Raw genomic sequence first — 26,374 nt, forward strand, 5'->3', positions numbered from 1 at the left:
AAACGTCAGCTAACACCCTTAGAGTCCCATCCGAATGAAGGAAAAGATCTCGCTCGCCATGGCCCGGCGCATCGCGCTCGCCGCCCAGGGGTTTCTCGATCCCCGCCCCGCAGGTACCCCCGACCGCCGCCATTTCGCTCGCGTGCTGGCCCGGACCGGCCTGCTGCAGATCGATTCCGTCAGTGCGGTGGTCCGCGCCCACTATATGCCGCTCTATTCGCGCCTTGGCCCCTACCCGCTCGCCTTGCTCGACAACGCGGCCGTGACGCGCAAGCGCACGGTGTTCGAATACTGGGCGCACGAGGCCTCCTTCCTGCCGGTCGAGACATATCCGCTGATGCGCTGGCGCATGCAGCGGGCCGAGCGCGGCGATGAAATGTATCTCGGCCTGGCCAAATGGGGCCGCGAACACGCTGGCTACATCGAGGAAATCTATAGGGAAGTCGCCGATCGCGGTCCGATCGCCGCTTCCGCGCTCCAGGGCCAGAAAGGCTCGGGCGGCTGGTGGGGCTGGAGCCATGCCAAGCACGCCTTCGAATGGCTGTTCTGGGCTGGACGCATCACCACGGCCCACCGTCGCGGTTTCGAGCGGTTCTACGATCTGCCGGAGCGCGTGCTGCCGCAGGCGATCCTCGACCTGCCAGTCCCGGCGGCCGAGGACGCGCACCGCGAATTGCTGCGCATCTCGGCCCGCGCCCACGGCATCGCGACATCAGGCGACCTGCGCGACTATTTTCGCCTGTCCCCGGCCGACATGAAGGGCCGGCTGGAGGAACTGGTCGAACTCGGCGAGCTGTTGCCAGTGCGTGTCGAAGGTTGGGACAAGCCGGCTTATCTTCACAAGGACGCCCGTCTGCCACGCAAGATCGAGGCCCGCGCCCTGCTGGCGCCGTTCGATCCAGTCGTCTTCGAACGGTCGCGCACCGAGCGGCTGTTCGATTTCCACTACCGCATCGAGATCTACACCCCGGCCGAAAAGCGCCAATACGGCTACTACGTCCTGCCGTTCCTGCTCGGCGACCGGATCGTGGCGCGCGTCGACCTCAAGGCCGACCGGCCGGCCGGTGTCTTGCGCGTCCATGCGGCCTATGCCGAGCCGGGCGCGCCGCCTGAAACCGCCGCAGAACTCTTCGAGGAACTGAAGCAGATGCAGGGCTGGCTAGGCCTCGAACATATAGAAGTGACATCGGCCGGTGATTTGGGTCCGGCGCTGGCCGACTTGACCGTGTCGTAAGCCCACGTTGACACCGCCGTCCGCAAAAGCCTAAATCCGCTCCAGACGGTCTCCTCTCTTCAACGAGAGGAGCCAAGAGGGAATGCGGTGCGAAATTCCGATTTCAAATCCGCGGCTGTCCCCGCAACTGTAAGCGAAGAGCCGAGGCCGAAAGCCACTGGGATGATCCCGGGAAGGCGGCTACCCAAGGCGATGACCCGCGAGCCAGGAGACCTGCCGTCTGCGACTATAGAATCCGATCGCCCGGCGGGTTTCCGGGCAAGGAGCCCGATTTTTGGACCACGACAGCAGTTATTCCGCTGGCACAGCGGACAATTCGTCCGGCGAGAGTGATGCCCTTGCCGGCGTGACCGTCATCGTCTGTGCCTCCTGTCGTGATGAAACCGGTTCCGATGCCCATCCCCGCGCCGGCGAACTTCTGGCGGACGACACGCGCCGCGCCGCCTCTGGCGAAGACATCCGCGTCCGCAGCGTCGAATGCCTCGGCAATTGCAAGCGCCGGCTCAGTGCCGCCATCCTGCGCGATGGCTGCTGGAGCTACGTCTTCGGCGACTTGACCGCAACCAGCGGTGCCGACCTCGTCACCGGCGCAAAACTCTTCGCCACCTCGGTGGACGGCCTGATCCCATGGCGCGGCCGTCCCGACAGCCTCAAGCGCGGCCTCGTGGCCCGCATCCCTCCCCTCGACCTGCTGAAGGACTGATCATGACTGCTTCCGTCTCCCGCGTCCCCTGCACCGTCGTCACCGGCTTCCTCGGCGCCGGTAAGACGACGCTGATCCGCCATCTCCTGGAAAACGCCGGTGGCAAGCGGATCGCCATCATCGTCAATGAGTTCGGCGACATTGGCATCGACGGCGAGATCCTGAAGGGCTGCGGCATCGACACGTGCCCTGAGGAAAACATCGTCGAACTGGCCAATGGCTGCATCTGCTGCACCGTTGCCGACGATTTCGTGCCGGCGCTCGACCAGATCCTATCGCTGTCGCCGAAGGTCGACCATATCCTGATCGAGACCTCCGGCCTTGCTCTGCCCAAGCCGCTGGTCCAGGCTTTTCAGTGGCCGACGGTGAAGAGCCGCGTAACGGTCGATGGCGTCATCGCCGTGGTCGACGGTCCCGCACTCGCCGAGGGCCGCGTCGCCGACGACATGGACGCCCTTCAGGCACAGCGCGCGCAGGACCAGACGCTCGATCACGACGATCCGGTCGAGGAAGTGTTCGAGGATCAGATCGCTTGCGCCGACCTGATCATCCTGTCGAAGAGCGACCTGATGGACGCCGCCGGCTCCGCCCGCGCCAACGCCATCATCAACGAGCACATCGCTCGCGCTGTGAAGATCGTGCCGACGTCACAGGGCAAGGTCGATCCCTCGGTGCTGCTCGGTCTTGGCCTTGCCGTTGAGGACGATATCGAGAACCGCAAGACCCACCACGACGACGAACTCGACCACGAGCACGACGACTTCGACTCTTTCGTCATCGACATTGCCTCGATCGCCAATCCGGACGAGCTGGCAAAGCGCGTCGCCACCGCCGCCGAGGAAGAAAACGTGCTGCGCGTGAAAGGCTTCGTCGAGGTCGGCGGCAAGCCGATGCGGCTCTTGCTGCAAGCCGTGGGACCGCGCGTCAATCACTACTATGACCGCGCCTGGACGGCCGGCGATGACCGCCGCTCGCGTCTCGTCGTCATCGGCCTCAAGGGGCTGAACCGCCCGGCGATCGAGCGTATACTCGCCGGCTGACGCAAACCACGGGCCGCGATGCACATCCTCACCACGACCTCCGCCTCGCTCGACGATCTCGCCGAGCCGGTCGATCTGCGGCAGACGCCGGCGGATATCGTGGCCCTGTCCTTCACCGACAGCGATCTTGCCGGACTGGCGGCGGCGTGGAAGGCCGATGCCAGCCGCCTACCCTCGATGCGGCTGGCGGCCCTGCGTGACCTGCGCCATCCCATGTCCGTCGACCTCTGGGTCGACAGCGTCGCCCGCCACGCCAAGGTCATTCTCGTGCGCATTCTCGGCGGCTATGACTGGTGGCGCTACGGCTGCGACCAGCTTGCCTCGACCGCCCGCGCACGCGGCATAAAACTGGCGCTGCTGCCCGGCGAATGCCGCGAGGAGGATCTGCGCCTGATCGAAGCCTCGACGCTACCGCGTGAGGAACTCGACGGCCTGCTCGACTATTTTCGCGAGGGCGGTCCGGCCAATATGAGCGCACTGGTGCAGAATCTGGCACGGCTGGCAGGGTCTGAAGCAACAATTTCGATGCCGTTCGCCGTACCGAAGGCTGGCTACTTTGAGCCGGGCCGCGGCGTCGTCCCCTTCCCCCTCGAGGGGCAGGTAAACGCTGTGATCCCCATCCTGTTCTACCGCTCGATGCTGCTGGCCGCCGATGTCGCACCGATCGACGCCCTTTTTGAAGCGCTGCGGCAGCGCCGTATGACGCCGGTCCCCATCTTCGTCTCCAGCCTCAAGGACCCGGTATCGCTGGCGTTCGTCGAAACCGCGCTGGCCTCGTTGAAACCTGCCGCCATCGTCACCGCGACCGCCTTCGCGTCCGGCGCCGAACCCGGCGTCGAAACCCTGTTCGATCGTGCCGGCGTGCCGGTCTTCCAGGTCATCGTCGCCACCACCCGCCGCGACATCTGGGAAAACAACCAGCGTGGGCTGGCGCCCGCCGACCTCGCAATACATGTCGTGCTGCCCGAACTCGACGGCCGCATCCTGGCCGGCGCCATTTCCTTCAAGGGCGAAAGCGAGGTCGATCCAGCACTTGGTCACCGCGCCTTCGCCAACCGGCCGGAGCCCGATCGTGTGGCGCAAGTCGCGGACCGTGTCGCAGCCTTCATCAGGTTGCAAGAAACGCCGCGCGCCCAACGCAAGCTGGCCATCCTGATCCCCGACTACCCAAGTGCTCCCGGCCGCACCGGCTATGCCGTCGGCCTCGACGTGCCGTCCAGCGTGCTGGCGATGCTGCATGACCTCAAGGGACAGGGCTATGCCGTTGACGGGATTCCGCAAACGCCGCGTGAGTTGCTGGATTTGCTGGAAAGTTCAAACCACGGGCTGAAGCTTGACGACTATCTGTCCTTCTCAACCGAACTGCCGAGGGCGGCGATAGCTGCCGTAGAAGGCGCCTGGGGTAAGGCGAAAGATGAAACAGGTTTGCGCGAGGCGCTAACCTCCGCAAAATTCCCCTTCCGCGCCGCCACGTTCGGCAACGTCACCGTGGCGCTTGCTCCCGACCGCGGCCGGTCAGTGGATCGGCGCGCCGATTATCACGACCCGACGCTGCCGCCGCGCCATGCGCTGATCGCCTTCGGCCTGTGGCTGCGCAAGTCGCTTGGCGTTCATGCGCTTGTCCATGTCGGCGCCCACGGCACGCTGGAATGGCTGCCCGGCAAGACCGTTGCGCTCAGCCAAAACTGCTTTCCCGAGATCGTCGCCGGCCCCTTGCCCGTCGTCTATCCCTTTATCGTCTCCAATCCCGGTGAGGCGGCACAGGCCAAGCGGCGCATCGCCGCCGTCACCCTGGGCCATCTGCCGCCGCCGCTGACCGGCGCTGGCCTCGATGAGGACCAGCACAAGCTCGAACGGCTGGTCGACGAATATGCCCAGGCCGATGGGCTCGACCGCCGCCGCCGCGACCGTCTGGCAAAGCTGATCGTCGACACCGCGCAGAAGACCGGCCTCGCCTCCGAAGCGGGCGTCGCCAATACCGACGCGCCCGACGAGGCGTTGCGCCGCATCGACGCGTGGCTTTGCGACCTCAAGGATTTCGCCATCAAGGATGGGTTGCATATCTACGGCCGCGCCTCCGAGGACGAGCCTGACACTATGCGACGTCAAAGCGCGGCAGCCGAGAAGGCGGCGCTGCTCGCAGCGCTCGATGGCCGTCACGTCAAGGCCGGCCCGGCAGGAGCGCCGGCGCGCGGCCGCTCCGACGTTTTGCCCACCGGCCGCAACCTGTTCACGTCGGATCCGCGCACCATGCCGACGCCGACCGCCTATGACCTCGGCAAGGCGGCGGCGGAAGAAGTGGTGCGTGGCTATATGCAGTCGCATGGCGACTGGCCGCGTTCGCTGGTCATCGATCTCTGGGGCTCGGCCTCGCTGCGCACCGGCGGCGAGGAGATTGCACAAGGCCTGGCGCTGATGGGCTGCCGGCCGCAATGGGATGCCGCGACCGGCCGCATCACCGGCATCGAGGTGCTGCCGCCGGCAACCGTCGGCCGACCACGCGTCGACATCACCTGGCGCATTTCCGGCCTGTTTCGAGACATGTTCCCAACCCAGATCGCGCTGATCGATGCCGCGGCCAACGCCGTTGCCGCCCGCGACGAGGAGGATTCGGAAAACCCGCTGGCGGCCAAGACCCGCGCGGATGGCAAGATCAGCCCGCGCATCTTCGGCACTTCGCCCGGTACCTACGGCGCCGGCGTCGAGGACTTGCTGTCGAGCGGCGACTGGGCGGCGCGCGAAGAGATCGGCCGCGCCTATCTCGACGCCACCTCGCATGCGTATGGCGGCGCCGGGGGCGAAGGCGTCTTGGCACCCGGCGCCTTCGAGGGCCGCATCGCCGAAGCCGATCTTCTCGTCCACACCGGCGACGATCCCGGCCGCGATATCCTCGAAGGCTCCGCCGACGTTGCCTTCATCGGCGGATTTTCGGCAGCGCTTGCGGCGCTTGGCAGGAATGCCGATGTCATCGTGCTCGACACTACCGATCCGCAAAAGCCGAAGCCGCGTTCGGTGGGCGAGGCGGTGGCCCGCGTCGTACGGGCCCGCGCCGTCAATGCCCGCTTCATATCAGGGCAGATGCGCCACGGCCCGCGCGGCGCCTCCGAATTCGCCGAAACCGTTGACCGGCTGGTCGGCTTTGCCGAAACCACCCTCGCAATATCAGGCACGCTGATCGAGACCGTGCACGATGCCTATCTCGGCGATCCCCTGGTGCGCGCCTTCATCCTGCGCGAGAACCCTGCCGCCGCCAAAGTCATCGCCGAACGCTTCCTGTCGGCGCGGCGGCGCGGGCTCTGGCATCCCTTGCGCAACTCCATCGACGATGATCTCACCGCGCTGATTGCCGAGGCTGAAGCGCTTGGAGTTGCGGCATGAACGCCTTCTCGCGTCGCGGCGCCTGCCCGGCCCTGGCAGCCCCCATGCAGACCGGCGACGGCCTGTTGGTGCGGCTCAACCCGGTTGCTGGAGGCCCATCTTCTGGAGGATTGTCGCCAAAGCTTTTGATCGCACTCGCCGAATCCGCCCTGCGGCACGGCAACGGCATCATGGAAGTCACCGCGCGCGGCAGTTTGCAGATACGCGGCCTGACACCGGAAAGCGCGCCGCTGCTGGCGACAGAGGTCGATGCGCTTGATATCGCGGTGCGCACCGGCGTGCCGGTCGAGACCGGGCCGCTGGCCGGCATCGATCCGCTGGAAGTCGCCGATCCCCGGCCGCTGGCTGAACGGATCAGGGCAGCGGTCGAAGAAGCCGGGCTCGTTCAACGGCTTGGCCCGAAGGTTTCGGTAGTTGTCGACGGCGGCGGGCAGCTTCGACTGGATCCGGTGACGGCCGATGTGCGGCTTGCCGCAACGCGAACCGGTACGGGAGTTCGGTGGCTGGTTTCTGTCGCGGGTGATGGGCCGAATGCGAGACCGCTGGCTACGGTGGAAGACAATGCTGCACGCGATATTGCCGTTGCCGTGCTCAGGATGATTGCCGAGAAGGGTCGCGAAGCCCATGCAAGGGATTTGATCGAGAGGCAGCTGGCTTCTCTTGCAAGTTGGCACTCCGTCCCACCCCCCTCTGTCCTGCCGGACATCTCCTCCGGTAGGGGGGAGATTGCGCTCTCATCTCCGCTTTCGCTAGTCGTAGGCGTTGCAGCAATCACTCAGCGTCCAAAAGGAGAGCCGGCGGCAGAACTGCCGATCTCCCTCCTTGCGGGGGAGATGTCCGGCAGGACAGAGAGGGGTGGGCAGGATCGCTATCCTGCGCCATCGACTCGCTCTCCCATCGGAACTTTCGACCTCGCCGCCTCTGGCGTCGCCCTCGGCATCGGCCTGCCCTATGGCAGCATGCCGGCGGACAAGATCATCGGCCTCGCCCAGAGCGCCCTCGCCCTCGGCGCAACCGAAATCCGCCTGGCGCCCGGCCGCGCCTTGCTGTTCCTCGGTCAGCCGGCGGCCGCCAACAAGCCCCTTCAAGACAACGCCGCCACCCTCGGATTCGTCATCGACGCCGCCGATCCGCGCACACGCATCGCCGCTTGCCCCGGTACACCGGCCTGCGCTTCCGGCCGGATCGCCACGCGCGACATTGCCGAGGCGATTGCCGCTGAAAATGCCGACATCCTCGACTTCACCTTGCACATTTCCGGCTGCGCCAAGGGCTGCGCCCATCCGGGCAAAGCAGCGCTTACCCTGGTCGGCGGCGAAAACGGAGCCGGACTTGTCGTGAACGCGACGGCAAAGGGCCTTCCTGCCGGCTACAGGCCGGGCTATGACGCCGCGCGCGGCATCAGCCGCGTCGCGGCGGCGATCCGCAGCGCACGACTTCCCGGCGAAACAGCCGCCGCTTGCCTGACAAGGCTAGGCGCGGCCGGCATCGCCGAGGCTTACCGACAGGAATGAGCATGGCCGCCTACGACTACATCCACGACGGCACGGCGATCTACGAGCGCTCCTTCGCCATCATTCGCGCCGAGGCCGACCTGTCGCGCTTCTCCGAAGCAGAGGCCGATGTCGCCATCCGAATGATCCATGCCTGCGGCCAGGTCGAAGCTGCCAGCCATTTTGTTTTTTCGACGGATTTCGTTGCCGCCGCGCGCACGGCACTTTCGGCTGGGGCGCCAATCTTCTGCGACGCCGAGATGGTTTCGCATGGGGTCACCCGCGCCAGGCTGCCGGCCGGCAACGAAGTGATCTGCACCTTGCGCGACCCGCGCACACACGAAATCGCCAGGGAGATCGGCAATACACGCTCCGCGGCCGCCATCGACCTTTGGGGCGAGCGCATGGCCGGTTCGGTGGTCGCCATCGGCAATGCGCCGACCGCGCTCTTCTATTTGCTGGAAAAACTGCGCGACGGTGCGCCGAAGCCGGCGGCGATCATCGGCATGCCGGTCGGCTTCGTCGGCGCGGCCGAATCCAAGGATGCGCTGGCCGAGAATTCCTATGGCGTGCCCTATGCCATCGTGCGCGGCCGGCTTGGTGGCAGCGCGATGACTGCCGCCGCACTCAACGCCTTGGCGAGGCCTGGCCTGTGAACGCGCTCCCCAAAGGCCGTCTCGTCGGCGTCGGCACCGGTCCCGGCGACCCCGAACTCTTGACGCTGAAGGCTGCACGGGCCTTGGCCGAGGCCGATGTCGTGGCGTATTTCGCCAAGCGCGGCAACAACAGCAACGCGCGCGCCATCGTCGAAGCCCAATTCCGCCCGGGCATGACGGAACTGCCGCTGCTCTATCCCGTCACTACCGAAATCGACAAGGATCACGACGACTACCGTTCGCAGATCACCGGTTTCTACGAGCAGTCGGCCGAGAAGGTCGCCGAACACCTTGAAGCAGGCAGGATGGTCGCCGTGCTGTCCGAGGGCGATCCGCTGTTCTACGGCTCCTACATGCACCTGCATGTGCGGCTCGCCCATCGTTTCCCCACCGAGGTCATTCCCGGCGTCACCGCCATGTCCGGTTGCTGGTCGGCGACCGGCCTGCCGATCGTCCAGGGCGACGATGTGCTGACGGTGTTGCCGGGCACAATGAGCGAGTTCGAGCTCACCCGACGGCTGGCCGACACCGACGCCGCCGTCATCATGAAGGTCGGCCGCAACCTGCCCAAGATCAGGCGGGCGCTGGAGGCAACCGGCAAGCTGGCGCGCGCCGTCTATGTCGAGCGCGGCACCATGGCCGGCAGCGTCTCGATGCGACTTGCCGACAAGCAGGACGACAGGGCCCCTTATTTTGCCATCGTGCTGGTCGCCGGCTGGTCCGGCCGGCCCGGCGCCTTGGGAGCGCAGGCATGAGCGGCCGTATCACCGTCATCGGGCTCGGACCCGGCAATGCCGATCAGGTGACGCCTGAGGCCAGCCGCGCCGTGGCGCAGGCCGCGTTCTTCTACGGCTATAAGCCCTATCTCGATCGGCTTGAACTGCGCCCGGACCAGACTCGCGTTGCCTCCGACAACCGCGAGGAACTCGCCCGCTCCAAGGACGCCTTGACCAAAGCCGCTGAAGGCCATGACGTCGCCGTCGTTTCCGGTGGCGATCCCGGCGTCTTCGCCATGGCGGCTGCCGTCTGCGAGGCGATCGAGGCCGGCCCGGCCGAATGGCGTGCGGTCGATGTCGCCGTGGTGCCCGGCATCACCGCCATGCTCGCCGTTGCCGCCCGCATCGGCGCCCCGCTCGGTCATGATTTCTGCGCCATTTCGCTGTCCGACAACCTGAAGCCGTGGGAGCTGATCGAGCTGCGCCTGCTGGCGGCGGCCGGTGCCGGCTTCGTCATCGCGCTCTACAATCCGATCAGCAAGGCGCGCCCCTGGCAGCTTGGCCGCGCCTTCAAATGCCTGACCGCGATCCTCCCCGGCACCACGCCGGTGATTTTCGGCCGCGCCGCGGGCCGTCCGGACGAGCGCATCGATGTGTTCCTACTAGCCGATGTCGACGCACAAAAAGCTGACATGGCGACCTGCATCATCATCGGCTCGCCAGAAACCAGAATCATCAAGCGCGACGACAGACCCGCGCTGGTCTACACGCCGCGCTCGTCCACGGATCAGAGAAGATGATCGGCCCCGAACTGGTTGACAATGGCGGCCAGCGCTTCGACGGTTTCAGCCGAAGGAACATCCGGCAAGGCCGGCCTGCGGACCATGACCACCTCGATGCCAAGTGCTCGCGACGCGGCGATCTTCCCATAGGTCGCCTCGCCGCCGCTGTTCTTGGACACCACGATGTCTATGCGATGCTCTTCGAGCAGCGTACGTTCTTCCGCCTCGCGGAACGGCCCCCGGGCCAAAAGGTAGTTGGCATCGGGAACGGAGAGCTTCGGTTCGACGGCATCGACGCTGCGGATGAGATAATGGTGCTGGGGCGCTGCTTCGAAAGCGGCAACCTCTTGCCGGCCCAGCGCCAGGAAAACGCGCCGCGGCACGGAACCCAGCGCGTGCACGGCGTCGCCGACGGTGTCGACCTGCGTCCAGCGGTCGCCTTCGACAGGCTCCCAACCCGGCCGCCTCAGGGCCAAAATAGGCACGCCGGCCAGCTGCGCGGCTTGCGCGGCATTGGCCGAGATTCGCGCTGCGTAGGGATGGGTGGCGTCGATCAGAAGGTCGATGCCCGCCTCCCTGACATAGGCAGCCAGTCCATCGGCGCCGCCAAACCCTCCGGTTCGCACCGGCACGCCTTGCGCAGCCGGGCTTTCGGTGCGCCCGGCCAGCGACAGCGTGACAGAGGCGTGCGCCGCCAGTTTTCCGGCCAGCTGCCGGGCTTCCGTGGTTCCGCCGAGGATCAGAATGCGGTGGGTCATCATGCCTGCTGAAGGTCCGCCCGACGCCGAGCTCAATTCAAGATGGCTCACAGTCGTCGGCATCGGCGAGGATGGTTTAGCGGGTCTCGGCGACGAGGCCAAGCGGCTGATCGCGAAGGCAGAGATCATCTTCGGCGGCAAGCGGCACCTCGCCCTTGTCGCCTCGTTCGCCAAGGGCGAGGCGCGCGCCTGGCCAGTGCCATTCGACGCCGAGATGGTCGACGTGCTGGCGCTTGCCGGCAGAAACGTCTGTGTGCTCGCCTCCGGCGATCCGTTCTTCCATGGGGTTGGCGCCACCCTCGCCCGCAAGGTGAAGGCGCGGGAGATGCATGTCATCCCGGCACCATCGGCCGTTTCGCTGGCAGCGGCCCGCCTTGGCTGGCCGCTGCCGGATATCGACACCGTGTCGCTGCATGGTCGGCCGCTCGACCTGATCCGGCCGCTGCTGCAGCCGAACGCGCGCATCCTGGCGCTGACGTCGGACGCCGAAGCGCCTGCTGCAATCGCGCGCCTGCTGACCGAACTCGACTTCGGCGCATCACAGCTGACCGTTCTTGAGGCCTTGGGCGGACCAAAGGAGATATTGCGCTCGGCCCGCGCCGATGCCTTCGACCTCGAAAACATCAATCCGCTCAATGTTTTGGCGATCGACGTTGAATCGGGGCCTGATGCGCGCGTCCTGCCGCTCACGGTTGGCCTTGCCGATCATTTGTTTGACCATGACGGCCAGATCACCAAGCGCGAAATCCGTGCCATCACCCTGTCGGCGCTGGCGCCACGGCGCGGCGAGTTGCTGTGGGATATCGGTGCCGGCTCCGGTTCCGTCGGCATCGAATGGATGCTCGCCCATCCTTCGATGCGTGCCATCGCCATCGAGGCCGACCCGATCCGCGCCGCCCGCATTGGCCGCAACGCTGCTGCCTGTGGCGTTCCCGGCCTGATCGTGGTGGAGGGCAGTGCACCCAAGGCGCTTGCCAGGCTGGACACGCCGGACGCGATTTTCATTGGCGGCGGCGGCAGTGATACCGGCGTGTTGAACGCTGCCATCAAGGCCTTGCGAGCCGGTGGTCGTCTCGTCGCCAACGCAGTGACGCTGGAGATGGAAACCCTGCTTCTCGCCCGTCACGTCTCGCTTGGCGGCGACCTTACGCGCATAAACATATCCCGCGCGTCGCCGGTCGGCTCGATGCAGGCCTGGCGGCCTGCTATGCCGATCACCCAATGGAGTTGGGTGAAGCCATGATGGTCGCGGGCATCGGCAGCCGAAAGGGCGTGAGCGTCGAGAACGTGCTCGCGGCGATCGAAACCGCCCTGGAGACGCATGGGCTGACGATGACGGCGGTGTCTGCCCTGGCGACCGCTCCCCTGAAGCAGGACGAAAAGGCTATTTTCGCTGCCGGGCATCAGCTCCATCTTCCGGTCGTCGTCGCCGATGCGGCCGCGATGGAGGCCGCCTCATCAGCCACGCTCAGCCATTCCGTTCTCTCGCAGGATCTGGCCGGCACGCCATCCGTCTCCGAAGCATCCGCGCTTGCCGTCGCCGGCAGGGGCGCGAGGCTGCTAGGAGCCCGTACAGTGCTCGGTCCGGTCACCTGCGCCATCGCCATCAGCGGAGATGCGCCATGACCGTGCATTTCATCGGTGCCGGCCCAGGTGCCGCCGATCTCATCACGCTGCGTGGCGCCAGACTGCTGGCAAGCTGCCCGGTCTGCCTCCATGCCGGTTCGATCGTCGCGCCCGAATTGCTGCAGCACTGTGCGCCAGGGACAAAACTGATCGACACCGCGCCGATGTCGCTCGACGAGATCGAGGCCGCGTATCTGGAGGCCCACAAGGCCGGTCATGATGTCGCCCGTCTGCATTCCGGCGACCTGTCCGTTTGGAGCGCCGTCGCCGAGCAGATCCGGCGGCTGGAGAAGCACGGCATTCCCTATACGCTGACACCGGGCGTCCCCTCCTTCGCCGCCGCCGCAGCAGCACTTCGCCGCGAATTGACCATTCCCGAAGTCGCGCAAAGCCTGGTGCTGACCCGCATCTCAGGCCGCGCCTCAAAGATGCCGCCCGGAGAAACGCTGGCTGGTTTCGGCCGCACCGGCGCCACGCTCGCCATTCACCTTGCCATCCACGCCATTGACCGCGTCGTCGCCGAGCTGATGCCTTACTATGGTGGGGATTGCCCTGTGGCGATCGTCTTCCGCGCCTCCTGGCCGGACGAGCGCGTGCTGACTGGCACGCTGGAAACAATCGAGGCACAACTCGCTGCCGATCCGATGGAGCGCACGGCGATCATCTTCGTCGGCCGTTCGCTGGCGGCGGAAGGCTTTGGCGAGAGTTCATTATACGACGCCCACTACCAGCGGCGTTTTCGCGGACGGGACGGATTGTGAGCGGCAGCACCAGGAACAAGGGCGAGAACGCCACGCTGGAACAGGCGTTGTCCCGGCTGAATTTCAAGCCGCGCCGGCTAGAGCCCGGCCATGTCTGGCTGGCCGGCGCCGGCCCCGGCGACCCCGGCTGCCTGACCCTGGAAGTGCTGGCGGCCTTGGCCGAGGCGGATGCGCTGGTCTACGATGCGCTGGTCTCCTCCGATGTCGTCGCCGTTGCCGCAAACGCGGACCTTTTCTTCGCCGGCAAGCGCGGCGGAAAACCATCGATGAAGCAGGACGACATCACCGCCCTGCTGGTCCGGCTGGCGCGCGAAGGTCGCCGCGTCGTCAGGCTGAAGGGCGGCGATCCCTATATTTTCGGTCGTGGCGGTGAAGAAGCCTTGGCGCTGGCGCGGGAACATATCCCGTTCCGCGTGCTGCCCGGCCTGACATCGGGGCTGAGCGCGCTGGCCGCGACCGGCATCCCTGCCACCATGCGCGGCATCAATAAGGCGGTGATCCTGGCTACCGGCCATGCCGCGGGTTCCGATGACGATATCGACTGGGGCGCAATCGCCCGCACCGGCCAACCCGTCGTGGTCTATATGGGCATGGCCAATCTGCCCCTCATCGCCGCGGCATTGCTCGATGGAGGGCTGGCACCGTCGACGCCGGCGGCAGTGATCGTTGCCGCGACGACGCCGCAGGAACAGACCGTCGTCGCCACGCTCGCCACCATTGCCGAGGAAGCCGCCGCCGCCGGGCTGACCTCGCCGGCGCTGATCGTCGTTGGCGGCATCGTCGCCATGCGCGCGGCACTGGCGGGCGAAGCATGACGGCCCGCGCCATCATCATCGGCGCGCCACGCTCCGGCTCGGGCAAGACCAGCGTCACCATCGGCGTCCTGCGCGCGCTGACCCGGCGGGGCTTGAAAGTCCGCGGCGCCAAGTCCGGCCCCGACTATATCGATCCCGGCTTCCACACCGCAGCCACCGGTCTGTCCGGCGTCAATCTCGACAGCTGGGCGATGCCACCATCGCTGCTCAACGCATTGGCTGCGCAAGCGGCTGATGACACCGACCTCGTCATCCTCGAAAGCGCCATGGGCCTGTTCGACGGCATCCCGGCGGCTCCGGGCCGCACCGGCTCCGCGGCCGATCTCGCCCGCCTCTACGGCTTGCCGGTGCTGCTGGTGCTCGACGTTTCCGGCCAGTCGACCACGGCGGCCGCTGTCGCCAAGGGGTTTGCCACTTACGATCCGGATGTGCGCATGGCCGGTGTCGTGCTGAACCGGCTGGGCAGCGAGCGTCACCGCCGTCTCTCCGGCGACGCCATCGAGGCGATCGGCCTGCCCGTTGTCGGCGCCATCCTGCGCGATCCGACGCTGAACCTTCCCGAGCGCCATCTCGGCCTCGTCCAGGCCGGCGAATATGACGACCTGATGGCGCATCTCGACCGGCTGGCCGACATGGCGGAAAAGTCACTCGATCTCGATGCCATCATGGCCTTGGCGACACCCCTCACCCCGGCGCCCGGCGGCTTCGATGACGCGCTATCGCCGCCCGGGCAGCGCATTGCACTGGCTGAAGATGCCGCTTTCACCTTCCTCTATCCGCATGTGGCGGCCTATTGGCGCAAGGCCGGCGCCGAGATCGTCCCGTTCTCGCCGCTCGCCGACGAGGCACCTGACGAAGGCTGCGATGTCTGCTGGCTGCCCGGCGGCTATCCCGAACTCCATGCCGGCAAGCTCGCCGCCGCCACGAATTTCCGCGCCGGAATGGCAAGGTTCGCCGCGACGAAGCCCGTCCATGGCGAGTGCGGTGGCTTCATGGTGCTCGGCGAAGCCCTGGAGGACGCGTCGGGCGAAACGCACGGAATGCTCGGCCTGCTCGGTCACTCCACCAGCTTTGCCAAACGGAAGATGAATCTCGGTTACCGCGAGGCGCGGCTGCGCGCCGATTGTCCGCTGGGCGCGCAAGGCGCGCTGATCCGCGGCCACGAATTCCACTACGCGCAGATGATCGCGACCGGCAATGACGAGGCGCTGGCCGACCTCGCCGACGGCCAAGGCAACCCCATCGGCGCCTCGGGTTACCGGCGCGGCCATGTCAGCGGCACCTTCTTCCACGCCATTGCGAGGGGCTAGAGCATGATCCCGAAAAATGGCAGCCGGTTTTGGGAAGAAATCCGGCTCAAATTCCAGAACTTCAGCCGTTCGCCCCGGCAAATCCCCAGCGATATCGCGCTTTGCCTGGTCTTCTTCACCCGGCTGCCGCTGCCCGTCTTCGACTTTCGCGGCCGCAGCCTCGCCGCCGCGATCTGGGCCGCCCCGTTCGCCGGCCTTGTCGTCGGCCTGATCGGCGCCATCGTCTTTGCCACGGCGGAACGGTTTGGCCTCGCCATGGGCCCGGCGGCGGCCCTTGCTCTTGCGGCAACCCTGCTCACCACTGGCTGCCTGCATGAGGATGGGCTCTCCGATGTCGCCGACGGCTTCGGTGGCGGTAAATCGCGCGGCCGCAAACTCGACATCATGCGCGACAGCCGCATCGGCGCCTACGGTGCGGCAGCACTCACTCTGTCGCTGCTGATCCGCTGGAGCGCACTGCAGGAATTCGTCGAACCCACGCAGGCCCTCTTCGCCCTCGTGGCCGCACATGCCGCCTCGCGCGGCGTGCTGGGTGTCTTCATGCACCTTTTGCCGCCGGCCCGATCCGATGGTCTCTCGGCCGATTCCGACACGGTTTCGTTCGAAACCGCCATCGCCGGTGCCGTGCTTGGCGCGGTACCGCTGCTGTTGCTCGGGCTCGGCGGCGCCATTGTCGCGCTTATCCTGCTTGGCCTGCTGTTTGCCGCCTTTCGCGCCGTTTGCCTCAACCAGATCGATGGCCAGACCGGTGACACGCTCGGCGCCTTGCAGCAACTGAGTGAAATCGCCGTGCTACTCGTCGCTTCCGTTGCTCTTTCCTGATTCCGCCTTTGGCCTGATTCCCTTTCGGAGACTTTGCCCCCATGCCCTTCAAATCGCTCGATGAACTGCGCGCCGCTTGCGTCGATCTACCCGCCGGCAGCGATGCCGCCGCAAATGCGGTCGCCCGCCGCCAGGACACGCTGACCAAGCCGCAAGGCAGCCTCGGCAGGTTGGAAACAATCGCAGCATGGCTGGCACGCTGGCAGGGCCGCGATATGCCAAAACTCGACCGGGTGAAGGTCTTTGTCTTCGCCGGCAACCACGGTGTCACCGCGCAAGGGGTGTCGGCCTATCCTTCCGAAGTCACGGTGCAGATGGTGGCGAACTTCGCCGGCGGCGGTGCCGCCATCAACCAGCTCGCCCGCCTCGCCGGCGCCGACCTCGATGTCATCCCGCTCGATCTCGACCATCCCACGGGCGACTTCACGCAAGGGCCGGCGATGGATGAGAATGCGTTTCTCGCCGCCGTGTCGGCCGGCTATGACGCGGTGACGAAGGACCTCGATCTGGTCTGCTTCGGCGAAATGGGCATCGGCAACACCACGCCGGCAGCCGCCATTTCGGCAGCGCTGTTCGGCGGCGGTGCTGAAAAATGGACCGGTCGCGGCACCGGCGTCGATGACGCCGGCCTCAAGCGCAAGGTTGTCGCCATCGAGTCCGGCCTGAAGCGCCATGCCGCCGCCCTTGCCGATCCGCTGGCAGTTGCCGCCGCGCTCGGCGGGCGCGAGCTCGCCGCCATCTTCGGCGCCACCCTCGCCGCCCGCCATCTGGGCATACCCGTGCTGCTCGACGGCTTCGTCTGCACCGCCGCCGCGGCCCCGCTGGCAAGGCTGCACTCGACCGGCCTCGCCCACACCATCGCCGCCCATGTCTCAGCCGAATCCGGTCACCGTGGCCTGCTCGAAGCGCTCGACCTGCCGCCGCTGCTCGATCTCGGCATGCGGCTCGGCGAAGGTTCCGGCGCCTGCCTCGCCGTCAACATCGTCCGCTCGGCGCTGGAGTGCCATGCCAGGATGGCAAGTTTTGCCGAGGCTGGGGTGTCGGAGAAGTAAACGCCGACGTCTCGCATCGATCGGACAAGCCACAGTCATCACAGCAAGGGCGGTATCTTTCTATCGTAGCGATTCTCTAATAGGGCTGGTGGATGAAAAAACTTCATCCTGCTGCCGCTGCTGTGACTATCGCCGTGCTGCTTGCAGTTGTGCTTCGGCGCAATGGATATTCAAGTTACGGCCCGATCGACACCGCGATTCTCGCGGTTTTCCTGGTTTTCTTCTGGTGGCTCATCAGTGATTTTTCAGGCGGCAAGGCCAGCATTGATGCCGATGGCCATCAAAGTACAGACAACGGCATCGCATTTCGGCTCGGCAGGTTTCTGAACCGCATTTTTCGGCGCGGCAATCGCAGGCCCTGATGCCACGCCCGGATGATGTTGAGGGCGCCGCCGGGCAAATCACCATAAGGGCCAGGTTCAAAGCCAGTCTTGAGATGACCGCACCATAACCGGCGCATGCCCGAGACGCGTCAACGCGTCTCGCTTTCAGGTCTTTCCACCAAGTCTTTGAAGAATTTGGTGGGTGCGCACAGGATTGAACTGTGGACCCGCTGATTAAGAGTCAGCTGCTCTACCAACTGAGCTACGCACCCACTCGGCCGGCAAAAACCGGCGTTGGCGGGCATATAGCCGCCACCATCGGTCCTGTCCAGCCCTGCCGGAATCATTTCCCGACAAATCGACCGAGCCGTCTGCGGTTAGACGAACAGTCTGCCTTCCGCCACCTTGACCGCGTTGCCGCCGATACGCGCCGAGGCCAGTTTTCCGCCTTGCACGGTCAGTTCGAGGCGGATGCGCGACGGCCGGTGCATCTCCAGCCCCTGCTCGATCCACAGTTGCGAAACACCATCGGTCGGCGCGTCGAAATGCATGATGGCGCCGGCGAAGGCGGCCGCCGCCGAGCCGGTCGCCGGATCCTCATAGGACGGCGTGCCCGGCACGATCATGCGGACATGGAACGCGCTTTCGTGGTTCACTGTCTCGCGGCAATAGACATAGGGGCTGGCGAAGGCCCACTCGCTCTTACGCGGCGCCAGTTCCGACCACGCCTGGTTGTCCAGCCGGATTCGGCCCGCTGCCTCGAGATTGGCGACCGGAATGGTGACATAGGGCACGCCCGCCGACCAGAACGAGACGCGGTGATTCTCGAAGCCGATCTCGTGCGGCGCCAGCCCAATGGCCGCACCGATCGCCTCCGGATCGGCTTCGAGCCCCAACGGTTCCGGCAGCTTTGCCAGGTCGAATTCGGCGAAAATGTTGCCATCATGCTTGCTGACGGCGCAACGCACCGGGCCGATGTTTTCTTCCAGCACGATGATGCCGGCGCCACCCTCTCCCGCCAGTTCGGCCAGCGCGATCGCCGAACCCACCGTCGGATGGCCCGCGAACGGCATTTCATAGTCGGGGGTGAAGATACGGATGCGGTTGCGGTGCTTGGGATTGTCCGGCGGCAGCACGAAGACCGTTTCGGACAGGTTGAACTCGCGCGCGATGGCCTGCATCGCGGCCGTGTCCAGACCCTTGCAATCCAACACCACGGCCAGCGGGTTGCCGGCCAGTCGCTCGGTCGTAAACACGTCGTAAAGTAAGTAATTCCGGGTTTGCATGCCTGCCTCAATCCCAACATGGGCGAAATTTAATTTGATATTTGAACCAGTCAGCCTGATCTGTGCACAGATAGGGACATTGCGCATCATAGGGGTCCGACGTGGACCAGATTGTCAATCTGCCAAAGACGGAATCGGATTCCGCCATCGAGACGGCGCTCGGGCTCGACACGCAGGGTCTGCGCAAGACGCGCCGGCGTGGCTGGCTCTATGCACTGCTGACTCTGATTGTGCTGGCCGCCGGGCTTGGCCTTTATCAGTGGTATGCCGGCTCGCCGGCCAAGATCGACTACACCACCGTGCCGGCCGCCAAGGCCGATCTCACCGTCGCGGTGTCGGCGACCGGCACGCTGCAGCCGCTCACCCAGGTCGACATTTCCAGCCAGTTGTCCGGCATCATCCGTTCGGTGTCCGTCGAGGAAAACCAGCAGGTCAAGAAGGGCGATGTGCTGGCCGCCCTCGATACCGCCAAGCTGCAGGTCCAGATCGAGCGGGCGCAGGCATCCGCCAAGGGAGCGGCCGCCAATGTCGAGGACGCCACGGTGACGCTCGCCGAGAATGAGAAGGCGCTTGTCCGCGCGGCCTCGCTGACCAATCGCGGCATGGCGACCGACCAATCGCTCGAGGCGGCGACCGCGACGCGCGACCGCTCCAAGGCGGCACTCGACAGCGCCGAGGCCAATCTCGCCATCGCCAATGCCGATCTGAAATCACAGCAGACCGACCTCGCCAACAGCACCATCTATGCACCGATCGACGGCATAGTGCTGACGCGCTCGGTCGACCCTGGCCAGACGGTCGCCTCCTCGCTGCAGGCGCCGGTGCTGTTCATCATCGCCGCCGATCTCAGAAACATGGAGCTGGTGGCGGCGGTCGACGAGGCCGACATCGGCGCGGTCAAGACCGGCCAGCATGCCCGTTTCACCGTCGATGCCTTCCCGGACCGGCCGTTCGACGCCGAGATCCGCGACATTTCCTATGCCTCGGTCACCACCGACGGCGTCGTCACCTACAATGCGCGGCTTGAGGTCGACAACAACGAGCTGTTGCTGCGGCCCGGCATGACCGCAACCGTTTCGGTCGTCACACGGCAGGCCAAGGACGTGCTCACCGTACCCGCCACCGCCTTCCGTTATCGCCCGGCCCAGCAGGCGGCCCGTGGCTGGAGCCTCAGCGACCTGTTCACCGGCCGCATGGGTCGCCCCGGCGGCAACCGCCAGCGCCAAGCCGCGACGACGCCCACTGACGGCTCGCGCACGCTCTATGTGCTGGAGAATGGGCGGCCGCATCCGGTCAACGTCAGGATCGGCTCAACCGATGGCGAACTGACCGAGATCACCTCGGGCCTCAAGGAAGGCGCTGAGGTCATCACCGCATCGCAGCAGCGGAGCTGAGGCCGTGGCTGCCGGTGCTGCCCTCATCACCTTCGACAAGGTCTGGAAGAGCTACGGCCAGGGCGAGGCCAAGGTCCATGCGCTGGCCGGCGTCGACCTTGCCATCCGGCGCGGCGAATTCGTCGCCATCATGGGCCCATCCGGCTCCGGCAAGTCGACGGCGATGAACATCATCGGCTGCCTCGACACGCCGACGGCCGGCACCTATTCCTTCATGGGCATCGACGCCGGCCGGCTCGACCGCAACCGCCGCGCCATGCTGCGCAACCTCTATGTCGGCTTCGTCTTCCAGGGCTACAATCTGTTGGCCCGCACCACGGCGGCGGAAAATGTCGAACTGCCGCTGATCTATCGCGGCGTCGCCGCCCGCGAGCGTCGCGACCTTGCCATGCAGGCGCTGTCCCAGGTCGGCCTGGTCGGCCGTGAGCACCACACGCCGGCAGAACTCTCCGGTGGCCAGCAGCAGCGCGTGGCGATCGCGCGCGCCATCGTCACGAGGCCGACGCTGCTCGTCGCCGATGAGCCGACCGGCAATCTCGACACCGCCCGAACGCACGAGATCATGGAGTTGCTGACGCAGCTCAACACCGAGCTTGGCCTGACCATCGCCATGGTCACGCACGAGGCGGACGTCGCCGGCTATGCCGAGCGCACCATTCGCTTCCTCGATGGCCACGTCGCTTCCGATTCCAAGAATCTCGAGGTGGCCTAAACCATGATCTGGGAAACCGTCCGCCTCTCGCTCCGCTCGATCCGCCGCAACGTGCTGCGCTCGTTCCTGACATTGCTCGGCATCGTCATCGGCGTTGCGGCTGTCATTGCCATGCTCACCATCGGCTCCGGCACCACCGAAAAGGTCAAGGCCGACATTTCAAAGCTCGGCAGCAACCTGCTGGTCGTTCGCTCCGGCCGCCCGGCCGGGCCCGGCGGTCCGGGCGGGCTCGACCAGGTGGTCCGTCCGCTGGCCGAAAAGGACCTCGCGGCACTGGTCGCGCATCTGACCGGCGCGCGCGCCATTTCGCCGGCCTCGCAAAAGCAGGTCCGCGTCATCTTCGGCACCGAGAGCCTGACATCGGGCGTCACCGGCACCGACAGCGCCTATCTCGATGCGCGCGACTGGAAGCTGGTGTCCGGCCGTCCGTTCAGCGATTCCGAAACCCGCTCCGGCACCGGCGTCTGCCTGATCGGTGAGACGGTGCGCCAGCAATTCTTCGGCACCGGTGACCCGGAAGGTGAGATCATCCGCGTCAACCGCACCTCCTGCAAGATCATCGGACTGCTCGAGCCCAAGGGCTATACCGGCTTCGGCCAGGACCAGGACAATGTGGTGCTGATGCCGCTGCACGCCTATCAGCGCCGCATCGCCGGTAACCGCGACATCGACAACATCTACATCGCTGCCGACGACACGACACCGACCAGCGAACTGCAGCCGCGCGTCGAGGATATCTTGCGCGATATCAGGCGCGTCACCCCCGACCGCGAGAGCGATTTCGCCATCCGCGACATGACCCAGATTGCCGACGCCATGGCCAGCGCCACCACCACCATGACCGGCATGCTGGGCGCTGTCGCCGGCGTCAGCCTGCTGGTCGGCGGCATCGGCATCATGAACATCATGCTGGTCTCGGTCACCGAGCGCACACGCGAGATCGGCATCCGGCTTGCCATCGGCGCGCATGAAAAGCACATCCTCATCCAGTTCCTGGTCGAGGCGACGGTGCTGTCGCTGCTTGGCGGCATCATCGGCATCCTGATCGGCCTGGCGCTGGCCGGCCTCGCCTCGGTGGCACTGACCATCCCCTTTGCGCCAAGCCCGGCGGTCATCCTGCTCGCTGTCGGTTTTTCGGCGCTGATCGGCGTGGTGTTCGGCTTCTTCCCGGCGCTGCGCGGCGCCAGGCTCGACCCGATCGACGCGCTGCGGCACGAGTGAGCCGAGGCCAGCTCGACGGGGACCTCCATCCACAAGCTTGGGATGTTTGCTGTCGCCGTCCGATCAACGCTACTCCATGCGCGGACAACCTCATGACCGTCCCCCGCCCAGGGCAACGAGAAGCTCGTCCAGTTGCTCGAACTGCTCGCCCATCGCATCCGCCGCCCCGGTCCCGGCAGCGTCGAGAGCTTCCTTCGAGGGATAGAGTTCGTGCAGGACCAGCAGCGTCTTGCCGCCCTTTTCCTCGAAGGTCACCGTGGTGACGGGTCCAACGTCACCACCTTCGTCATTGGTCCAGACGATGCGCGAGTGCGGTATCACTTCGATATACCTGCCGAAGAACTCGTCAGAGTTTGAGGCATCGTGGCCGAACACCAGACGGTACGTGCCACCGGTACGAACATCCATCTCGCAGGAACGCAGGAACATGCCCATCGACTTCGGCGCCCACCACCGCATGAACAGCTCGGGCTTGGTCCACGCCTCGTAAACGATGCGCGCCGGGCCATTGAACGTTCGCGTAACGACGAGCTCTCGCTCGGACTTCCGTTCGATCGTCGTGCGGCTATTCATGGGGGTTGGCTCACTCTCTCTTCTAGCGTCCATCGGCTTTCTCCTTCCGTTTCAATTCCTCGACAACCTTGTCCAACTCGTCGAAGCGTGCGTCCCAGAGCTGGCGGTACCTCTCGATCCATGCCGCCTCTTCCTCCAGTCGGCGCAGGCCGAGCTTGCAGGTCCGCACACGGCCGACCTTCTCCGTGGTGACGAGCCCCGCCTGCTCCAAGACGCCGACATGCTTCTTCATCCCCGTGAGGGTCATGTGAAACTTCTCGGCAAGCTCCGTGATCGAAGCATCGGAACGTCCGAGCTGCTCCAGGACGCCGCGTCGGGTGGTGTCCGAGAGCGCGGCGAACGAGGCATCGAGAGGGAGCCGGAAATACTGAACCATGTGGTTCAGTATTAGCAGACGGATTGGCTGCATGCAACAGGAGATCCGCGCGTGACGCGTGCCCGCCGCGATCGCTTCCAAATCGACCTCATTTCGATGCAGATTCGATCGACTCGGCGATCCCCGGGCCCTAAAGCAAGATATCTCTGGTCGGGGGCGAACAACGCATGAGCAAGAAGGCACGACTGATCCTGGCGATGGTCATCATCGAAGCAGTCCTTGCAGGCATCTGGTGGTATCTCGCCCCGCTTCGGCATGGCCTATCCCGATCGCGTCACCGCCGATTTCCAGGCAGTCGTCGGACAGACCATGGGAATGGCGATGGGCGGCTTGCTGGGTCTCGGCTTTATCTTGTTCTTCGTCGCCGCCCGCAACGATCGCAAGGCGGCGCAGGACAAGACGCGTCGTTAATCCACGCCCGCAAAATGCCACTCGACCAGCGGCTTCATATGCGCCGCCAATCCGTCCGGCAGGTCGGCGGCGTGACGGATGATGACCGGCCCCTCGATCTCCGGCTCGGTCTCGGTGGCGACGAAGGCTGAGATTCGCCTGGCAAGTTCGTCGGCCGGAGCAGTCTCGCGATAGCGGCGGAAGATCACCGTACCGCTGGCCGTCGACAGGACGTGGTAGCGCTTGCCGCGTGGCGCGTCCGACAGATCCAGACCGGTCTCCTCGCGCACCTCGCGGATCATGTTGAAATCGACGTCGACCTGGCCGTCGCGAAAGTCGATGGGCTCGAACGAGCCGGCGGCGAAATAGACGCGCCCGGCATTGACCGTGTGCGAGCCCATGCGGATCGCCACCAGCGCATTGTCGCCGGCCACCAGCACGGCATGGGCATAGGCATGTTCGGCGCCCGAATTCTCGCGCCGCTTACGCCAAAGCATGAAGGTGGAGTAGTTGACCGCATGGCAGCGGCCCACGAGACGGCTGTCGCGATACGTGAGTTGCGACAGCAGCACCACAGTGCCGTCGAACAGCGCCGGCTTGGCTGCAACCTCGCGCTGCCAGTTCTCGACGATGGCCTCCGCGTTGTCCAGTGCGAACGGGTGCGGACTGGGATCGAGCCGCACGTCGACGGCATCGACCGGCAGGATGACATTGCGCGGCAGATCGAAACTCATTTTGCTCCTAGGTGTGTTGAGATTCAGGTCAGGCCGTGCCGAAAACGGCGGGTTTCGAGAACCGGAGCGGAGCGGACATTCAGGTCCGTGAGCACCGGAAGCGCAGAAAACCGCAGTTGCAGGCCGGGATCACCTGAATATCGACACAGCCTAGGTCATGTCCAAGGTGATCGCCACTGGACAGTGATCGGATGCCTTCGGCCTGTCCCAGCCGGCGCGCGGAAACCGGTCAACCTCCTGGCCGGGCGGGAAAATCGTCCGCCAGGGCTGGCCGTTGCGGATGATGTCTGGAACGGCCGTCGCGTTGCTGGCGGCGAGCCCTTTCGACAACAGGATGTAGTCGAGCTGGCACAGATGCCGTTCTTCCGGTCCGCGCGTGTGGTAGAAACTCCAGCGGTTCATCTCCGGCCGCCGCTCGACGACGTTTTCGCAGAAGCCGCCTTCTGTCAGCACGTTGATGCAGGACTGGTTCTCGTTGACCACCTCGAAGCGGTGGCCGTCGATCGCGTCGCCGGCGATCTTCACGCGTTGCCGGTAATCATTCATGTCGCCGCAGATCGCCCAGCGCTTGTCGGCGGCGTGGTCCTTGCCGAAGCGCTCCTCGATGATCCGGCGCACGGCTTGAGCCTCGGCGATGCGCACCGGCATTGTCGCTTCGCGTCCGTCGAGCCCGTTGCGGGGCGAGCCCATCGACTTGAAGTGCACCAGATAAAGCGTCAGCGGCACGCCGCCCACGGTCACGTCGACTTCCAGGCAGTCGCGCCGGAAGATGCGCTCATTGGCCTGGTTGCCGAGTGCCTCGAGCTCCGGCGTGTGCAGCCCGAACTGTTCGTAGGTGACGTAGGCATGGCTGGTCATGCGCACGAATTCGATCGCCTGGCCCTGCGCGGTCTCGTTGCGCATCATCACAGCCACGTCGATGCCGCGCGAATCATTGCCCGATGTGGTGTATTTCTGCCGGTAGCCCTGCCCCACCATCTTGAACAGATAGCCATATTCGAAGGCCTTCAGCGCCTCGATGTTGTCGACCTCCTGCATGCAGATGATGTCGGCGCGGGTGGCCGCGATCGCCAGCGCCGTCAGTTGGCGCGTATCGTCGGACTGGGCGATGGCGCGCGCCTGCTCCAGCATCTTGTATTCCGCCTCGCTCTGGATATCGAACAGCGCCAGCGTGCGATCCTCGTTTAGCTGGTTGCGATAGCCGGAAAAATCGAACCTGTTCATCAGGTTCTCGACATTGAAGGTGGCGAGGCGCAGCGACATGTGATGACCTTTGCCCGCAAGCGCGGCGGAAAACAAGGTCGCAGGACCACCAGCGGAGATCGATCGGTCCTGATGCGTCTCGCGCCATGGTTGACGGAACCTTTCCGTTCATCCGCCGTTCAGATGCAAACATCCACAATAGGCCCCCTAAGGTAGGCGTGGGGCCTGTATCTCTTGGAGAGTGCAATGAACTCGCTCTTTTCTTCCACGGTCAAATCCGGGCTGATAGCCCTCGGTATCCTGTCCGGCGTCACGGCGCCGTCCGCTGCAGGGCCGATGATGCAGCCCGACGTGTCGATCCCCGCCAGCACTGCGGCGCCGATGGTGGTCCGCGAAGGCTGGGCGGGTGGCAACAATGGCGGCAATTGGAGATGGCGCCGGTCCGGCAATTGGAATGGCAACTGGAATGGCGGCAACGGACACTGGAACGGTGGCCACGGACACTGGAACGGCGGCGGCGGAAACTGGAACAATGGAGACAACTGGCGTTGGCGCCATGGTCGTCATCATTATCACGGCGGCGGCTACTACGATGACGGCGCTGCTGCCCTTCTGGGCCTCGGCCTTGGGCTCGGCATTGGCAGCATGTACAACAACTACAATTATTACGACGCGCCGCCGCGCCGCTACTACCGCACCTACCGGGCCCAGCGGGTTTCGAGCGCCCATGTCCAATGGTGCTACAACCGCTACCGGTCGTATCGCGCCTGGGACAACACGTTCCAGCCCTACGGCGGTCCGCGTCAGCAGTGCTACTCGCCCTATTGACGAGCTAGTCTGTAGCGAAGCCCAGAAATGAAAAACGGCGCCATGTGGCGCCGTTTTTCATTTCGGCTCTTCGAACCCAAGGACTTCGAGCGCAAGGTTCAGTTCTTGGCCTTGTCGACCAGCTTGTTCTTGGAAATCCCCCGCGCGCCCGCAGGGCGAAGCCCGAGGACGCGCAAAGGCAAGAACGT

General features: G+C 65.4%; 26 protein-coding genes, 1 tRNA gene, 1 pseudogene and 1 riboswitch. Of the genes and pseudogenes, 21 read left to right on the forward strand and 7 right to left on the reverse strand.

Annotated features, from left to right (window positions below):
* Positions 1–34 precede the first annotated feature (34 nt).
* From AC1DZU_RS25355 to AC1DZU_RS25390, 8 genes are all read left to right on the forward strand, one after another.
* Positions 35–1,234: a winged helix-turn-helix domain-containing protein gene (locus AC1DZU_RS25355; protein WP_477289403.1), complete on the forward strand. Its 1,200-nt coding sequence runs from the start codon at positions 35–37 to the stop codon at positions 1,232–1,234.
* Between the two features lie 29 nt (positions 1,235–1,263).
* Positions 1,264–1,469, forward strand: a riboswitch (cobalamin riboswitch).
* A gap of 39 nt (positions 1,470–1,508) precedes the next feature.
* Complete coding sequence (locus AC1DZU_RS25360; RefSeq protein WP_477289405.1) at positions 1,509–1,937, forward strand: DUF1636 family protein; 429 nt, start codon at positions 1,509–1,511, stop codon at positions 1,935–1,937.
* A 2-nt stretch (positions 1,938–1,939) separates the two neighbouring features.
* Positions 1,940–2,977 carry a cobalamin biosynthesis protein CobW gene (gene cobW, locus AC1DZU_RS25365; protein ID WP_477289407.1) on the forward strand — a complete coding sequence of 346 codons (1,038 nt, stop codon included), beginning with the start codon at positions 1,940–1,942 and terminating at the stop codon, positions 2,975–2,977.
* Positions 2,978–2,995: 18 nt separating this feature from the next.
* A complete protein-coding gene (gene cobN, locus AC1DZU_RS25370; protein ID WP_477289409.1) occupies positions 2,996–6,355 on the forward strand; it encodes a cobaltochelatase subunit CobN in 3,360 nt (1,119 codons plus the stop codon).
* Positions 6,352–7,869, forward strand: coding sequence for a precorrin-3B synthase (cobG, locus tag AC1DZU_RS25375; protein WP_477289411.1), 1,518 nt, complete (start codon positions 6,352–6,354; stop codon positions 7,867–7,869). Before cobN ends, cobG begins: the two co-directional genes overlap by 4 nt.
* Before the next feature lie 2 nt (positions 7,870–7,871).
* The gene (locus AC1DZU_RS25380) at positions 7,872–8,504 is read left to right on the forward strand and encodes a precorrin-8X methylmutase (protein ID WP_477289413.1); all 633 of its coding nucleotides are present in this window, start codon (positions 7,872–7,874) and stop codon (positions 8,502–8,504) included.
* Complete coding sequence (locus AC1DZU_RS25385) at positions 8,501–9,259, forward strand: precorrin-2 C(20)-methyltransferase (RefSeq protein WP_477289415.1); 759 nt, start codon at positions 8,501–8,503, stop codon at positions 9,257–9,259. Before AC1DZU_RS25380 ends, AC1DZU_RS25385 begins: the two co-directional genes overlap by 4 nt.
* A complete protein-coding gene (locus tag AC1DZU_RS25390) occupies positions 9,256–10,020 on the forward strand; it encodes a precorrin-3B C(17)-methyltransferase (protein ID WP_477289417.1) in 765 nt (254 codons plus the stop codon). Before AC1DZU_RS25385 ends, AC1DZU_RS25390 begins: the two co-directional genes overlap by 4 nt.
* Here AC1DZU_RS25390 and AC1DZU_RS25395 read toward each other — a convergent pair.
* The gene (locus AC1DZU_RS25395) at positions 10,008–10,760 is read right to left on the reverse strand and encodes a cobalt-precorrin-6A reductase (protein ID WP_477289419.1); all 753 of its coding nucleotides are present in this window, start codon (positions 10,758–10,760) and stop codon (positions 10,008–10,010) included. The genes AC1DZU_RS25390 and AC1DZU_RS25395 overlap by 13 nt on opposite strands.
* 1 nt (position 10,761) lies before the next feature.
* Between AC1DZU_RS25395 and cbiE the strand changes: the two genes are divergently transcribed.
* From cbiE to AC1DZU_RS25435, 8 genes are all read left to right on the forward strand, one after another.
* Positions 10,762–12,003 carry a precorrin-6y C5,15-methyltransferase (decarboxylating) subunit CbiE gene (gene cbiE, locus AC1DZU_RS25400; RefSeq protein ID WP_477289421.1) on the forward strand — a complete coding sequence of 414 codons (1,242 nt, stop codon included), beginning with the start codon at positions 10,762–10,764 and terminating at the stop codon, positions 12,001–12,003.
* Positions 12,000–12,386 carry a cobalamin biosynthesis protein gene (locus tag AC1DZU_RS25405; RefSeq protein WP_477289423.1) on the forward strand — a complete coding sequence of 129 codons (387 nt, stop codon included), beginning with the start codon at positions 12,000–12,002 and terminating at the stop codon, positions 12,384–12,386. Before cbiE ends, AC1DZU_RS25405 begins: the two co-directional genes overlap by 4 nt.
* Entirely contained in the window at positions 12,383–13,147 is a 765-nt protein-coding gene (gene cobM, locus AC1DZU_RS25410; RefSeq protein ID WP_477289425.1) for a precorrin-4 C(11)-methyltransferase, read from the forward strand. Before AC1DZU_RS25405 ends, cobM begins: the two co-directional genes overlap by 4 nt.
* A complete protein-coding gene (gene cobA / locus AC1DZU_RS25415; RefSeq protein ID WP_477289427.1) occupies positions 13,144–13,962 on the forward strand; it encodes a uroporphyrinogen-III C-methyltransferase in 819 nt (272 codons plus the stop codon). The genes cobM and cobA overlap by 4 nt, the downstream gene beginning before the upstream one ends.
* A complete protein-coding gene (locus AC1DZU_RS25420; RefSeq protein WP_477289429.1) occupies positions 13,959–15,272 on the forward strand; it encodes a cobyrinate a,c-diamide synthase in 1,314 nt (437 codons plus the stop codon). The genes cobA and AC1DZU_RS25420 overlap by 4 nt, the downstream gene beginning before the upstream one ends.
* Before the next feature lie 3 nt (positions 15,273–15,275).
* Positions 15,276–16,094 carry an adenosylcobinamide-GDP ribazoletransferase gene (cobS, locus tag AC1DZU_RS25425; RefSeq protein WP_477289431.1) on the forward strand — a complete coding sequence of 273 codons (819 nt, stop codon included), beginning with the start codon at positions 15,276–15,278 and terminating at the stop codon, positions 16,092–16,094.
* A gap of 41 nt (positions 16,095–16,135) precedes the next feature.
* Positions 16,136–17,146 carry a nicotinate-nucleotide--dimethylbenzimidazole phosphoribosyltransferase gene (gene cobT / locus AC1DZU_RS25430; protein WP_477289433.1) on the forward strand — a complete coding sequence of 337 codons (1,011 nt, stop codon included), beginning with the start codon at positions 16,136–16,138 and terminating at the stop codon, positions 17,144–17,146.
* Between the two features lie 92 nt (positions 17,147–17,238).
* Positions 17,239–17,508 (forward strand): hypothetical protein, encoded by a 270-nt coding sequence (locus AC1DZU_RS25435; RefSeq protein WP_477289435.1) that lies wholly within the window; start codon positions 17,239–17,241, stop codon positions 17,506–17,508.
* Between the two features lie 157 nt (positions 17,509–17,665).
* Here AC1DZU_RS25435 and AC1DZU_RS25440 read toward each other — a convergent pair.
* Positions 17,666–17,741: transfer RNA gene (locus tag AC1DZU_RS25440), tRNA-Lys, on the reverse strand.
* Between the two features lie 105 nt (positions 17,742–17,846).
* A complete protein-coding gene (locus AC1DZU_RS25445) occupies positions 17,847–18,755 on the reverse strand; it encodes a PhzF family phenazine biosynthesis protein (protein WP_477289437.1) in 909 nt (302 codons plus the stop codon).
* 101 nt (positions 18,756–18,856) lie between these two features.
* On the opposite strand from AC1DZU_RS25445, the gene AC1DZU_RS25450 reads away from it, so the two are divergent.
* The 3 genes from AC1DZU_RS25450 to AC1DZU_RS25460 are packed head-to-tail and all read left to right on the forward strand — an operon-like array spanning position 18,857 to position 22,082.
* Complete coding sequence (locus AC1DZU_RS25450; RefSeq protein WP_477289439.1) at positions 18,857–20,149, forward strand: efflux RND transporter periplasmic adaptor subunit; 1,293 nt, start codon at positions 18,857–18,859, stop codon at positions 20,147–20,149.
* Between the two features lie 4 nt (positions 20,150–20,153).
* Complete coding sequence (locus tag AC1DZU_RS25455; protein ID WP_477289441.1) at positions 20,154–20,861, forward strand: ABC transporter ATP-binding protein; 708 nt, start codon at positions 20,154–20,156, stop codon at positions 20,859–20,861.
* Positions 20,862–20,864: 3 nt separating this feature from the next.
* Positions 20,865–22,082, forward strand: coding sequence for an ABC transporter permease (locus AC1DZU_RS25460; protein WP_477289443.1), 1,218 nt, complete (start codon positions 20,865–20,867; stop codon positions 22,080–22,082).
* A 90-nt stretch (positions 22,083–22,172) separates the two neighbouring features.
* Here AC1DZU_RS25460 and AC1DZU_RS25465 read toward each other — a convergent pair whose 3' ends face one another.
* Both AC1DZU_RS25465 and AC1DZU_RS25470 read right to left on the reverse strand, forming a co-directional pair.
* Positions 22,173–22,655, reverse strand: a complete 483-nt coding sequence (locus AC1DZU_RS25465; RefSeq protein ID WP_477289445.1) for an SRPBCC family protein — start codon at positions 22,653–22,655, stop codon at positions 22,173–22,175.
* Positions 22,656–22,677: 22 nt separating this feature from the next.
* A complete protein-coding gene (locus AC1DZU_RS25470) occupies positions 22,678–23,031 on the reverse strand; it encodes an ArsR/SmtB family transcription factor (protein WP_477289472.1) in 354 nt (117 codons plus the stop codon).
* A gap of 167 nt (positions 23,032–23,198) precedes the next feature.
* Between AC1DZU_RS25470 and AC1DZU_RS25475 the strand changes: the two are divergent.
* A pseudogene (locus AC1DZU_RS25475) lies at positions 23,199–23,442 on the forward strand (hypothetical protein).
* Here AC1DZU_RS25475 and AC1DZU_RS25480 read toward each other — a convergent pair.
* Together AC1DZU_RS25480 and AC1DZU_RS25485 are read right to left on the reverse strand one after the other, a co-directional pair.
* The gene (locus tag AC1DZU_RS25480; protein WP_477289447.1) at positions 23,439–24,155 is read right to left on the reverse strand and encodes a hypothetical protein; all 717 of its coding nucleotides are present in this window, start codon (positions 24,153–24,155) and stop codon (positions 23,439–23,441) included. The pseudogene AC1DZU_RS25475 and the gene AC1DZU_RS25480 sit on opposite strands and share 4 nt — an antisense overlap.
* Before the next feature lie 150 nt (positions 24,156–24,305).
* A complete protein-coding gene (locus tag AC1DZU_RS25485) occupies positions 24,306–25,418 on the reverse strand; it encodes an endonuclease/exonuclease/phosphatase family protein (protein WP_477289449.1) in 1,113 nt (370 codons plus the stop codon).
* A 186-nt stretch (positions 25,419–25,604) separates the two neighbouring features.
* On the opposite strand from AC1DZU_RS25485, the gene AC1DZU_RS25490 reads away from it, so the two are divergent.
* Positions 25,605–26,186: a BA14K family protein gene (locus AC1DZU_RS25490; protein ID WP_477289451.1), complete on the forward strand. Its 582-nt coding sequence runs from the start codon at positions 25,605–25,607 to the stop codon at positions 26,184–26,186.
* The last annotated feature ends 188 nt before the right edge of the window (positions 26,187–26,374 follow it).

Source organism: Mesorhizobium sp. P2_A12, from assembly GCF_056405075.1.